Below are 12,203 nucleotides of genomic sequence, written 5' to 3' on the forward strand. Positions count from 1 at the left end.
GTGAACGGCTGGCGCGCCAGGCCGGGCTGGACGCTGGCAACCCGGCGTTACAGCGCTGGCAGGCTGCGCTGCACGAAACCCATAACGATCGTGAAGTGGTGATGCTCTATGCCCGGCTGGTGCAGCCGCAGCTGGATCGCCAGGCGCGCCGCGAAATCAGCCGCTGTGCCGCCGAGTCGACCCTGATGATCGCCGTCAGCCCGCTGGCGCTGGTAGACATGGCGTTTATCGCCTGGCGCAACCTGCGTCTGGTGAACCGGATTGCGGCGTTGTACGGCATTGAGCTGGGCTACTTCAGCCGTATCCGTCTGTTTCGCCTGGTATTAATCAATATCGCTTTTGCCGGCGCCTCTGAACTGGTGCGCGAAGTGGGCATGGACTGGATGTCGCAGGATCTGGCGGCGCGCCTCTCCGCCCGCGCCGCGCAGGGCATTGGTGCCGGCCTGCTGACCGCCCGGTTAGGCATTAAAGCGATGGAGCTGTGCCGCCCGCTGCCGTGGCTTGAGGAGGATAAACCCCGCCTCGGCGATTTCCGGCGCGAGCTGCTGGGGCAGTTAAAAGAGACGCTGGCGCGCGATAAAAACGCGAAGTAACACAAAAGCAGGGGTTGCGTGTCAACTTATGCTGACACACCACTTCTGGACAAACAGGGGATAGCGTATGATTGGCGTTAATGACCCTGCTGCCGTTCACGAAGGTTAAAACATATGCGTCTTGAAGTCTTTTGTAAGGACCGGATTGGTCTGACCCGCGAACTGCTGGACCTGCTGGTGGAGCGCGCTATCGACCTGCGCGGCATCGAAATTGCCGCCATCGGCCGCATCTACCTCAACTTCTCCACCATCGGCTTCGAGCAGTTCAGCCAGCTGATGGCGGAAATCCGCCGCATCCCCGGCGTAACCGACGTGCGCACCGTGGCGTTTCTGCCCTCAGAGCGCGAGCACCGGGCGCTGAGCGCGCTGCTGGTGGCGCTGCCGGAGCCGGTGTTCTCCATCGATATGAAAGGCAAAGTGGAGCTGGCTAACCCGGCGGCGCAGTCGTTGTTCGATCTCAACGAAGAGAAAATCCGCAGCCACAGCGCGGGCGCGCTGATCGGCGGGTTCAACTTCACCCGCTGGCTGGAGAGCGAGCAGATTACCGCTCAGGCGCATCACGTGGTGCTGCAGGGGCGCGATTTCCTGCTGGAGATTACCCCAATTTACGGCCGTGATGATGAGCAGCAAACGGTGATGCCGGTCGGCGGGGTGGTGATGCTCAAGTCCACCGCGCGCATGGGGCAGCAGCTGCAGAACCTGGCGGTCAACGACGACAGCGAATTCCAGCATATCGTCGCCGTCAGCGGTAAGATGCGGCAGGTGGTCGATCAGGCGCGCAAGCTGGCGATGCTCGACGCGCCGCTGCTGATCGTCGGCGACACCGGTACCGGCAAGGATATGCTGGCGCGCGCCTGCCATCTGCGCAGCGCGCGCGGCAAAAACCCGTTCCTGGCGCTTAACTGTGCCTCGCTGCCGGACGATGTGGCAGAAAGCGAGCTGTTTGGTCACGCCGCCGGGGCTTACCCGAACGCGCTGGAAGGTAAAAAGGGTTTCTTTGAGCAGGCCAGCGGCGGTTCGGTGCTGCTGGATGAGATCGGCGAGATGTCCCCGCGCATGCAGACCAAGCTGCTGCGCTTCCTCAACGACGGCACCTTCCGCCGGGTGGGTGAAGAGCACGAGGTACACGTCAACGTGCGGGTGATCTGCGCCACGCAGAAAAATCTGCTGGAGCTGGTGCAGCGCGGCGAGTTCCGTGAAGACCTGTTCTATCGGCTGAACGTGCTGACGCTGAACCTGCCGCCGCTGCGCGATCGTCCGCAGGATATTCTGCCGCTCACCGACCTGTTCGTCGCCCGCTTTGCCGATGAGCAGGGCATGGCGCGGCCAAAGCTGTCGCCACAGCTGAACGCATTTCTGACCCGTTACACCTGGCCGGGCAACGTGCGCCAGCTGAAAAATACGCTGTACCGGGCGCTCACCCAGCTGGAAGGCTACGAACAGCGGCCGCAGGATATCGTGTTGCCTGAGTATGCGCTGGAGATGCCGCTGGGTGATGAGGCGATCGAAGGATCGCTGGATGACATTACCAGCCGCTTTGAACGTTCGGTGCTGACCCGGCTCTATCTCTCCTATCCGAGCACCCGCAAACTGGCCAAACGGCTGGGCGTCTCGCATACGGCGATCGCCAATAAGCTGCGTGAGTATGGCCTGAGCCAGAAGAAAAGCGACGGGGAGTAACGCGGAAACCGGCGATCCGGCTGGGAAAACAACGGGCCGCCCGGAGGGGCGGCCCGCAGAGATTACTTCAGCGCCGCCAGGGCCGCATCGTAGTCCGGCTCGGTGGTGATTTCATTCACCAGCTCGCTGTAAATCACGTTATCCTGCTCGTCCAGCACCACTACCGCACGTGCCGCCAGGCCGCTCAGCGGGCCAGCTGCGATCGCCACGCCGTAGTCCTGGATGAAGCTCGCGCCGCGCAGGGTGGAGAGGGTTACCACGTTGTTCAGGCCTTCCGCGCCGCAGAAGCGTGACTGCGCAAACGGCAGGTCGGCGGAGATGCACAGCACCACGGTGTTTTCCGCGTCGCCGGCCAGCTGGTTAAATTTACGCACCGAGGCGGCACACACGCCGGTATCAATGCTTGGGAAGATATTCAGTACCTTGCGCTTGCCGGCGAAGCTGGACAGCGCCACATCGGAAAGGTCTTTGGCTACCAGGGTGAAGGGTTTGGCTACCTGGCCCGGGGCCGGCAGCAGGCCATCGACGGCAACCGGGTTGCCCTGAAAATGTACGGTCTGAGACATAAACTATCCTTTGTATGTTAATGGTGTTTAAGCGCCCCCAGTGTATGTCATGCCGCGGCAGGGAAACAGTAAAAAAACAGACGCATAGCAGTGAGGGTTCGCCCGGCGTTATGCGTGTATGGACTGAAGATATGGCGGGTATCAAACCTGAACAGGAAGGTGACGATGAGAACGGTTAAGGTTTACCCGGAAAGCTGGCCCCTGCACACGCCGTTTGTCATTGCCCGCGGCAGCCGCAGCGAGGCAGCGGTGGTGGTGGTGGAGCTGGAAGAACAGGGCATCAGGGTGCAGGGCGAGTCCACGCCATACGGGCGCTACGGCGAAACCGAAGGTTCAGTACTGGCGCAGATTGCCCCGCTGATCGCCGCGCTGCAGCAGGGTATGAGCCGCGCAGAACTGCAACAGGCGCTGCCGGCCGGGGCTGCCCGCAACGCCATTGACAGTGCGCTGTGGCAGCTGGAGTCACAACTGAGCGGCCGCAGCCTGTGGCAACTGACGGCAGCCAGCGCCCCGGCGCGGGTGGAGACCGCACAAACCGTCACCATCGACCTGCCGCAGATGATGGCCAGCAGCGCGCTGGCGCTGTGGGAAAACGGCGCGCGCCTGCTGAAAATTAAGCTCGATAACCACCTGATCGCCGAACGGCTGGTGGCGATCCGCGCGGCGGTGCCGGAGGCGACGCTGATCGTTGACGCCAACGAATCCTGGCACGGCGAGGGGCTGGCTGAACGCTGCCAGCTGCTGGCCGACCTCAATATCGCCATGCTGGAACAGCCGCTGCCCGCCGGCGAAGACGCCGCATTAGAGACCTTTATCCACCCGCTGCCGATCTGCGCCGATGAGAGCTGCCACACCCGTGACAGCCTGCCGGCGCTGCGCGGGCGCTATGAGATGGTCAATATCAAGCTGGACAAAACCGGCGGGCTGACCGAAGCGCTGGCGCTGGCCGATGCCGCGCAGGCGCAGGGATTTTCGCTGATGCTGGGGTGCATGCTCTGCACCTCAAGGGCGATCCGCGCCGCGCTGCCGCTGGCACCAAGGGTGCGCTTTGCCGATCTTGACGGCCCCACCTGGCTGGCGGTAGACGCCGATCCGGCGCTGGATTTTCACGGTGGGCGCATCCAGCTCTAAGCCTGCCAGCGCAGCAGTGCGGTCATCGCCGCCAGATAGCGTTCGCTGGCCTCATCGGTCGAGATGGCCGGCAGCTCGGCGGTGATCACCGGCAGGCTGAGGTCGGCGCACCAGCTGCCAAACGAGCCGGGTGTGGCGTAGCCGACGCTGCTGACCAGCGGCAGCGCGGTCTGCTCTGCCAGCCAGTGGCCGAGCGGGCTGGCCTGCGGATCTTCAATACAGGCCAGCGGCTCGTGGAAGGTGACCACCCAGCGCGGTTGCAGCTGATGGATCAGCTGGCACAATGCCTGGGTCTCCGGCTCCGAACCGGCCTGCTCGCCGCTGGACAGCCGCACGTCACGTTCATCTGCCGCGCTGTTCCAGCGATATACCGTCTCACCCGGCTGCCAGTTGGCCGCCGGAAAGTTGCGGTTCAAATCCACCCCGCGCGCGTTGGCGCGCAGCCCCAGCTGGCAGCCGTCCGGATTCACCGCCAGCACCACGTGGTGGCGGCGCAGCGCCTCCGGCAGCGTGCGCAGGGCACAGGAGAGGGTGACGATACTGGCGGCTTCGTCACCGTGGGTGCCGGCAAGGATCAGCCCGCTGTCGGCGTCTGCCTGCAGCGCCGGAAACCACAGTAACGGTGCGCCGAGCACCGAGCTACCGTACTGCTGCACCGCAAGGTCGAGTGGCCCGCGCAGCGGGCGCGGCTGGTGGTTTAACATAGTCGGCTCCTCAATGTTGGCCCTTCACTGTGGCATAAATTTGCGGCGCGAAACACATCCTGTTGAAAAGTCTGTCGGTCTGACAACATTTTACGCTACAGTGCCAGCAGTCGTTTTCCTCAGTTACCCCGCGGCGCGGCTACAGTGGTGCGCCCGCCGCCGGCCAGGCATGGAGAAGTTCAGGATGCAGAAAACCCGATTTACGCTGGGCGCGCTGGCGGCGTGCCTGAGTTTTGCTTCGCTGGCCGCCGAGGTGCCGGCCGGCACCCCGCTGGCCGCCAGTCAGGAGATTATCCGTCATATAAAAGATGAGCCTGCCTCGCTCGATCCGGCCAAAGCGGTCGGCCTGCCGGAGATCCCGGTGATCCGCGATCTGTTTGAGGGGCTGACCAGCCAGGACGCCAGCGGTAAAACCGTGCCCGGCGTCGCGACCAGCTGGCAGACCAGCGATAACAAAACCTGGATTTTCACCCTGCGTAAAGACGCGCGCTGGTCAAACGGTGACCCTGTCACCGCTGCCGACTTTGTTTACAGCTGGCAGCGGCTGGTCGACCCGAAAACCAGCTCCACCTTCGCGTGGTTCGCCGCGCTGGCGGGGATAGAAAACGCGGCGGCGATCGTCAAAGGCGAAATGAGCGCGGATAAACTCGGCGTCAGCGCGGTGGATGCCACCCACCTTAAGGTGACGCTGGACAAGCCGCTGCCGTGGTTCGCCAGCCTGACCAGCAACTTCAGCCTGTTCCCGGTGCCGCAGAAGGTGATTGCCGGGTTCGGCGAGCAGTGGACGCGGCCGGGCAACCTGGTGGGTAACGGAGCCTATCAGCTGGAAAGCCGGGTGGTGAATGAGAAGCTGGTGCTGGTGCGCAATAGCCATTACTGGGATGACGCCCACTCGGTGCTGACTAAAGTGACCTTCCTGCCGCTCAGCTCCGAGTCCAGCGCGGCGAAACGCTACCGGGCCGGCGAGATCGACATCACCGAATCCTTCCCGAAAGAGCAGTTTGCCATGCTGAAAAAGCAGCTGCCGGGCCAGGTCTACACCCCGGACCAGCTGGGCACCTACTACTACGCGTTTAACACCCGGAAAGGGCCCACCGCCGACGCCCGCGTGCGCCAGGCGCTCTCCTGGAGCATCGACCGGCAGATTATCGCCGGCAAAGTGGTCGGCAGCGGTGAAAAGCCCGCCTGGCACTTTACCCCGGACGTTACCGCCGGCTTCAGCCCGAAGGCCAGCTTTATTCAGCAGCACAGCCAGGCGGAACTGAATCTGCAGGCTAAGGCGCTGCTGGCGGCGGCGGGCTACGGGCCGTCGAAGCCGCTCGATCTGACCCTGCTGTATAACTCCTCTGAGAATAACCAGAAGATCGCCATCGCCGTGGCCTCAATGTGGAAGAAGAACCTCGGGGTTAACGTTAAGCTGCAGAACCAGGAGTGGAAAACCTACATCGACAGCCGCAGCAGCGGTAACTTTGACGTGATCCGCGCCTCCTGGGTCGGTGATTACAACGAGCCGTCCACCTTCCTCAGCCTGCTGGGTTCAACCCACAGCGGCAATATCTCGCGCTTTAACAGCAAAGAGTACGACGCTATTCTCGCCCAGGCCAGCCAGCTGACCGATGCGCAGGCGCGCAACGCCGCCTACAACCGTGCCGAACAGTTAATTGCCGACCAGGCGCCGATTGCACCGATCTATCAGTACACCAACGGACGGTTAATTAAGCCTTACGTGAAAGGTTATCCAATTAATAACCCGGAAGACGTGGCTTACAGCCGTCAGCTGTATATTGTGCAGCACTGATAACGGGATATTTAACGGTTAGCGGTAATTAAAGTAAAGGCCAACGGAGAAACCGCTGGCCTTTTTTTAATGGCAGGTCGGGGCGGCGGAGTGAAGGCGTTAAACTGTTGTTAATGCTATTGAGTTGCCTCGGTAAATACGGGCGATTAATGCGACATATTAAACTGCTGGCCTTTTAATTACGCGCTTACTGCTCCTGGAAACATGTTGCTCTCTGACGATATAATAACCGCGGCGCTTGCGGCTTTTTGCCCGGGCGACGTGCAGAAATGCTGATTTGTCTGTGGCATAAAGTAGAAAAGCCCCGAAGTTAATTTTCATTAACCCCGAGGCCTACCCTATGCTTCACAACATCAGGATAGCCTCTTACCTGCCTCAAGGCAAGGAGAAGACGGTCATGAAACTGCCGAACAACCCCCTGATCGGGTGCGTATTGATACTGTGTATAACATTACTGATATTCACGCTCCTGACGCGGCGCTCGCTGTGTGAGTTAAGGCTGAAGGATGGAGAAAGGGAGGTGGCAGCCAGACTGGCTTGCGGATCTGACGGTAAGTAGTCTGTTTTAAGGCGGGGGTAAGCCCGCCTTATCAGGACTGATGGAGTTTTGCACCCAGGCGCTTTTATCAAGCGCTCTTCACAGATGCGGAGAGCGCTTTTTTTATTAACCCGATGGTTTTTAGCTGTTATTTATTTGGCAGGATATGAATGGTCAGGTTTATCCGAAGTTTTTTACCAACTGCTAAGAAAACTCATCTTTTTATCGCCAGGAAATACCCCCCCTTAACGCTGCTGTTCGACCTATTGCCCGCGGGCCGCGCTGCCATAATCAGCCACTCTTACACCATCAGGGTCTCATCATGAAAACAATAACCGGCCTGCTGACCGTCAGCCTGCTGCTCAGCGGCTGCGCAGTGAAAAGCTATCCCGACTCGCCGCCGTTGAGCAACGTGCAGCAAACCCAGCTGGACTGCCAGGGCGCGCAGAAGCTGACGGCTGAACAGCAGCAGGTCCAGCAGCAGATTGATAAGAAAGGCGAATTCGACGGTCTGACGATGGTCGGCGTGCTGCTGGACTTTGGGGTGGGTAACGGTATCGCTAAGGCGCGGGCGCAAAGCCAGGCCGATAAGCGGGAAAAACAGCTGCAGGCGTTAACCCAGGCAAAGTGTACGCAGCCTGGCTGAAAACAGATCGCGAGCTGAATCACATTTCAGCCTCTGACCGCTTGAGACGGTCGTATAAAGGATTATCGTGTTACCACTACTGGATTGTTACTGCATTTACGCAGGCAAAACCTGATCTCCGGACTCCACCGGCGGTCGGGTTTTTTTGTTTTCAGGCCAAAAAAATGATAATAGCGAAAGTACTTAATAATAATGTGGTCATCGTGCATGACCAGCAGGGCCAGGAACAGGTGGTAATGGGGCGCGGTCTGGCGTTTAAAAAACGCGCGGGCGACGAGCTGGACCCGCAGCTGGTGGAAAAAACCTTCGCCCTGAAAAGCCATGAACTGACCGGGCGCTTAACCGAGCTGCTCTCTGAGATCCCGCTGGAGGTGGTTATCGCCTCGGAATGTATTATCGCGCTGGCGCGCGAGCAGCTCAGCGGCGCGCTGCACGACAGCCTGGCGATAGCGCTGACCGATCACGTTAACTTTGCCCTGACGCGCCACCAGCAAAACCTGCCGATCCGCAACGTGTTGCAGTGGGAAATCCGCAGCCTCTATCCGAAAGAGTATGGCATTGGTCTGGCGGCGCTGGATATCATCGAAAAACGGCTGAAGGTCAGGCTGCCGGACGACGAAGCCGGTTTTATTGCCCTGCACCTGGTTAACGCCCAGCTGGGCAGCGAAATGCCGGCGGTGATGCATATCACCAGATTTATGCAGGAGATCCTGCATATCGTAAAGTACCAGCTGCAGCTGGACTATCAGACCGACTCGCTGAGCTATAACCGCTTTGTCACCCACCTGAAGTTCTTTTCGCAGCGCATGCTTGGCAAACGCGGCGTCTACAGCGACGATGATTCACTGCACGACGTGGTACGTGAGCGTTATCCCGCCGCCTATAAGTGCGTGGAGAAGATCGACCGCCACGTGATGAAAAACTATGACTACGCGCTGGGCAGCGAAGAACGCATGTTCCTCACCATCCATATTGAACGGGTGCGTAAGGAGACGCTGGCGCTGGATGAGAGTGCGGACGAAGCGTAACGCTAGCGCATGATGGTGGCGGCAGGGAGGCCGCAGAGGGCTGGTACAGGCAACGTCATTAACCGGGCACGCAAACATAAGGGCAGCGAATCGCTGCCCTTATGTTTTTTACTTCAGTGATTCACCGTGGGTTTTAATCACGTCCTGATACCAGAAGAAGCTTTTCTTGCGGCTGCGGGCGAGAGTGCCGTTGCCCTGGTCGTCGCGATCGACGTAGATAAAGCCGTAACGCTTGGAGAACTCCGCTTTCGAGGCGCTGACCAGGTCGATCGGCCCCCAGCAGGTGTAGCCCAGCACTTCAACACCGTCTTCAATCGCTTCACGCACCTGTACCAGGTGATCGTTCAGGTAAGCGATGCGGTAGTCATCGTTGATCGAGCCGTCGGGTTCCACCGTATCGCGCGCGCCCAGGCCGTTTTCGACGATAAACAGCGGCTTCTGGTAGCGGTCATACAGCACGTTCATCAGATAGCGCAGCCCTTCCGGGTCAATCTGCCAGCCCCACTCTGAACTGGCCAGGTGCGGATTCGGCACCATATTCAGGATATTGGCGCGCGCTTTCTGGTTGTGCTCTTCGTCGGTGGTTACGCAGCCGGTCATATAGTAGCTGAAAGAGATAAAATCGATCGGCTCGCGCAGGTCGGCCTTGTCCTGCTCGCTGATTTCCAGGGTGATACCCTGCTCTCTAAAGTAGCGGTTCATGTAGGACGGGTAGTAGCCGCGCGTCTGCACGTCGCCGAAGAACAGCCAGTCGCGGTTCTGCGCCAGCGTTTCCAGCACGTCGGCCGGTTTGCAGGTCAGCGGATAGAGCATCGCACCCAGCAGCATATTGCCGATTTTAGCGTCCGGGATCAGGGTATGACAGGCTTTCACCGCGCGGGCGCTGGCCACCAGCTGGTGGTGAATCGCCTGATACACCGCCTGCTTATTGCTCTCTTCCGGCAGACCGACGCCGGTGAACGGCGCGTGCAGCGACATGTTGATCTCGTTAAAGGTCAGCCAGTGCTTCACCTTGTCTTTGTAACGCGTAAACACGGTCTCTGCATAATTCACGAAACAGTCGATGGTGGTACGGCTGCCCCAGCCGCCGTACTTTTTAATCAGCCCGTACGGCATCTCGTAGTGGGAGAGGGTCACCAGCGGCTTGATGTTGTACTTCGCCATCTCATCGAACAGGCGATCGTAGAAGGCCAGGCCCGCCTCGTTCGGCTGCGCTTCGTCACCTTCCGGGAAGATGCGCGTCCAGGCGATGGAGGTGCGCAGCACGGTGAAGCCCATCTCGGCGAACAGCCTGATGTCCTCCGGGTAGCGGTGGTAGAAGTCGATCGCCTCGTCTTTAATACCGAAATCGCCAGCCTGACGCTCCACGCGTTCACCGAAAATGCCGTGCGGCTGCAGATCGGAGGTGGAGATGCCCTTGCCATCGGCCTGCCATGCGCCTTCAACCTGGTTAGCGGCAACCGCACCGCCCCAGAGGAAGTGTTGTGGGAAACGTTGAGTCATGATGATTCTCCTTATGAAAATTTATTTAATCAGCGTCAGCAGCGGCTCACCGGCGGCCACGTCGGGCTGCGGGCTGGCGGCCAGCACGTCAATATAGTCATCGCTGTTGCTGACCAGCACCGGGGTGGTCAGGTCATAGCCTGCGGCGGTAATCGCCGGGATATCGAATTCGATCAGCAGGTCGCCGACGCGCACGCTGTCGTCCTGCTTAACGTGGGCAATAAAGTGCTGACCATCCAGCTTCACCGTATCGATGCCGACGTGGATCAGCACCTCCGCGCCGTTTTCCGCTTCCAGGCCAATCGCATGGCGGGTGCGGAACAGCGAAGCGACCGTGCCGTTCACCGGCGAATAAACCCGGCCTTCGGTGGGTTTGATAGCGATGCCTTTGCCCAGCAGGCCGCTGGCAAAGGTTTCGTCGGCCACCTGTTCCAGAGCAACCACCGCGCCGGTCATTGGGCTGGCCAGCGACGCCTTATTCAGCAGATCCGGGTTAACCGGGGCGGATTCGGCAGCAGCAGGCGCCGCGGTCTGTGCAGCCGCAACGGCCTCATTCGGTAAACCAAACAGCGCGGTGGTTACTGCGGCAAAGCCAAAGGCGATCAGCGCGCCGGCAATCGCCGCCATCACGCTGGCGTCAAAACCGGTTTTTGGCACCACCTGACTGAAGGTAAACACCGACGGCAGGCCAAAGGAGTAGCTGGTGGTGTGCCAGAAGCCGAGCACCGCGGCACCCATCGCACCGCCGATGCAGCCAAAGATAAACGGACGACGCTTCGGTAAAGTGACGCCGTACACCGCCGGTTCGGTAATACCGAACAGGCTGGCGCTGAACGCCGAGGCGGCAATCCCTTTCAGCTTCAGGTCACGGGTACGCAGCAGTACGCCCAGCGTGGCACCGGCCTGGCCGAGCACCGCCGGCATCAGCAGCGGCAGCAGGGTATCGGCACCGTGTACCGCCAGGTTGTTAAGCATAATCGGCACCAGGCCCCAGTGCAGACCGAAGATTACGCACACCTGCCAGAAGGCACCCATAAACGCGCCGGCAAAGGTTGGGCTGAAGGTGTAGGCGTGCAGATAGCCCGCCGCCAGCAGCTCGCTAACCCAGGTGGCGGCCGGGCCGATCACCAGGAAGGTCACCGGCACCACGACAGCCAGGCAGATCAGCGGGGTGGTAAAGTTACGGATCGCCGACGGCAGGCGCTGATGGATCAGGCGCTCGATCACGCAGGAGAACCACGCGGCGAAGATAATCGGGATCACCGACGAACTGTAGTTAATCAGGATCATCGGCACGCCGAAGAAGTGCAGCGGGGCGCTGCCGGCCTGAGCGGCGGAAAAGGCGGCCATCATCGACGGATGGATCAGCGCAGCGCCGATAATCATGGTGATAAACGGGTTGCCGCCAAACTTTTTACCGGCGCTGTAGCCGAGGATCACCGGCAGGAAGTAGAACACCGCGTCGCTGGCGGCGAACAGAGTGATATATGTGCCGGAGGCTTCGGTGGTCAGGCCAAAGGCCAGCGCCAGCGCCAGCAGACCTTTCAGAATACCGGCCGCCGCCATTACGCCGACAAACGGGGTGAAGATGCCGGAGACGATATCGATAAAGCGGGCAAACAGCGACCCTTTCTGCTGGCCGTCGTCGCTGCTGTCGGCACCGTCTCCCAGGCCTGCGATCTTCAGCAGCGCCTGATAGACGTCACTGACGTGGTTGCCAATCACCACCTGGTACTGGCCGCCGCTCTCTACCACCATGATCACCCCGGCGTTGTCTTTCAGCCCGGCGGTGTCGGCTTTTTTGCTGTCTTTAAGTTTGAAACGCAGGCGGGTGGCACAGTGCATCACCGAGGTGATGTTCTCTTTCCCGCCAACGCCCTGCAGAATCTCTTCTGATAACCCCTGATACTTCATTGTACGCTCCTGGTTCAGACATCTTGTCATGCGACCGTTACCGAATTCAGGCCAAAAAAAAACCTAAACCGCCTCTGCAGGGCCCGAAGGGCGCAAGAAAAG

The 12,203-nt window shown here is 60.1% G+C and carries 11 protein-coding genes; 7 read left to right on the forward strand and 4 right to left on the reverse strand.

Features of this window, described 5'->3' with window-relative positions:
• A partial coding sequence (locus NV64_RS11435; protein ID WP_101505952.1) for a TIGR01620 family protein occupies positions 1 to 593 on the forward strand: 593 nt, incomplete at its 5' end.
• Between the two features lie 114 nt (positions 594 to 707).
• Entirely contained in the window at positions 708 to 2,273 is a 1,566-nt protein-coding gene (gene tyrR / locus NV64_RS11440) for a transcriptional regulator TyrR (protein WP_101505953.1), read from the forward strand.
• Positions 2,274 to 2,335: 62 nt separating this feature from the next.
• Here the strand turns inward: tyrR and tpx are convergent, their stop codons facing one another.
• Entirely contained in the window at positions 2,336 to 2,839 is a 504-nt protein-coding gene (tpx, locus tag NV64_RS11445) for a thiol peroxidase (RefSeq protein ID WP_056238230.1), read from the reverse strand.
• 165 nt (positions 2,840 to 3,004) lie between these two features.
• Between tpx and ycjG the strand changes: the two genes are divergently transcribed.
• Positions 3,005 to 3,970, forward strand: coding sequence for an L-Ala-D/L-Glu epimerase (gene ycjG, locus NV64_RS11450; RefSeq protein WP_101505954.1), 966 nt, complete (start codon positions 3,005 to 3,007; stop codon positions 3,968 to 3,970).
• On the opposite strand, the gene mpaA is transcribed toward ycjG, so the two are convergent.
• Positions 3,967 to 4,674 (reverse strand): murein tripeptide amidase MpaA, encoded by a 708-nt coding sequence (mpaA, locus tag NV64_RS11455; RefSeq protein WP_101505955.1) that lies wholly within the window; start codon positions 4,672 to 4,674, stop codon positions 3,967 to 3,969. The genes ycjG and mpaA overlap by 4 nt on opposite strands.
• 184 nt (positions 4,675 to 4,858) lie before the next feature.
• Here mpaA and NV64_RS11460 point away from each other — a divergent pair, with 184 nt between their 5' ends.
• The 4 genes from NV64_RS11460 to licT all read left to right on the forward strand — a co-directional run bounded on the left by NV64_RS11460 (position 4,859) and on the right by licT (position 8,684).
• On the forward strand, positions 4,859 to 6,472 hold the full coding sequence (locus NV64_RS11460) for an ABC transporter substrate-binding protein (protein ID WP_101505956.1): 1,614 nt from the start codon (positions 4,859 to 4,861) through the stop codon (positions 6,470 to 6,472).
• Between the two features lie 433 nt (positions 6,473 to 6,905).
• Complete coding sequence (locus tag NV64_RS11465; protein ID WP_233208971.1) at positions 6,906 to 7,031, forward strand: Hok/Gef family protein; 126 nt, start codon at positions 6,906 to 6,908, stop codon at positions 7,029 to 7,031.
• Positions 7,032 to 7,332: 301 nt separating this feature from the next.
• Positions 7,333 to 7,656, forward strand: a complete 324-nt coding sequence (locus tag NV64_RS11470) for a hypothetical protein (RefSeq protein ID WP_056238214.1) — start codon at positions 7,333 to 7,335, stop codon at positions 7,654 to 7,656.
• A 164-nt stretch (positions 7,657 to 7,820) separates the two neighbouring features.
• Positions 7,821 to 8,684, forward strand: a complete 864-nt coding sequence (licT, locus tag NV64_RS11475; protein ID WP_101505957.1) for a BglG family transcription antiterminator LicT — start codon at positions 7,821 to 7,823, stop codon at positions 8,682 to 8,684.
• 108 nt (positions 8,685 to 8,792) lie between these two features.
• Here licT and NV64_RS11480 read toward each other — a convergent pair whose 3' ends face one another.
• Together NV64_RS11480 and bglF are read right to left on the reverse strand one after the other, a co-directional pair.
• The gene (locus tag NV64_RS11480) at positions 8,793 to 10,187 is read right to left on the reverse strand and encodes a glycoside hydrolase family 1 protein (protein WP_101505958.1); all 1,395 of its coding nucleotides are present in this window, start codon (positions 10,185 to 10,187) and stop codon (positions 8,793 to 8,795) included.
• A 21-nt stretch (positions 10,188 to 10,208) separates the two neighbouring features.
• Entirely contained in the window at positions 10,209 to 12,101 is a 1,893-nt protein-coding gene (bglF, locus tag NV64_RS11485; protein ID WP_101505959.1) for a PTS beta-glucoside transporter subunit IIABC, read from the reverse strand.
• Positions 12,102 to 12,203: the final 102 nt, after the last annotated feature.

The organism is Erwinia sp. B116 (assembly GCF_002865965.1).
GTDB lineage: Bacteria > Pseudomonadota > Gammaproteobacteria > Enterobacterales > Enterobacteriaceae > Erwinia.

What these genes read in the sequence shown, in the direction of transcription:
- tyrR (WP_101505953.1), top strand. Translation starts at nt 708, where the DNA reads ATGCGTCTTGAAGTCTTTTGTAAGGACCGGATTGGTCTGACCCGCGAA.
- tpx (WP_056238230.1), bottom strand. Translation starts at nt 2,839, where the DNA reads ATGTCTCAGACCGTACATTTTCAGGGCAACCCGGTTGCCGTCGATGGC.
- ycjG (WP_101505954.1), top strand. Translation starts at nt 3,005, where the DNA reads ATGAGAACGGTTAAGGTTTACCCGGAAAGCTGGCCCCTGCACACGCCG.
- mpaA (WP_101505955.1), bottom strand. Translation starts at nt 4,674, where the DNA reads ATGTTAAACCACCAGCCGCGCCCGCTGCGCGGGCCACTCGACCTTGCG.
- NV64_RS11460 (WP_101505956.1), top strand. Translation starts at nt 4,859, where the DNA reads ATGCAGAAAACCCGATTTACGCTGGGCGCGCTGGCGGCGTGCCTGAGT.
- NV64_RS11470 (WP_056238214.1), top strand. Translation starts at nt 7,333, where the DNA reads ATGAAAACAATAACCGGCCTGCTGACCGTCAGCCTGCTGCTCAGCGGC.
- licT (WP_101505957.1), top strand. Translation starts at nt 7,821, where the DNA reads ATGATAATAGCGAAAGTACTTAATAATAATGTGGTCATCGTGCATGAC.
- NV64_RS11480 (WP_101505958.1), bottom strand. Translation starts at nt 10,187, where the DNA reads ATGACTCAACGTTTCCCACAACACTTCCTCTGGGGCGGTGCGGTTGCC.
- bglF (WP_101505959.1), bottom strand. Translation starts at nt 12,101, where the DNA reads ATGAAGTATCAGGGGTTATCAGAAGAGATTCTGCAGGGCGTTGGCGGG.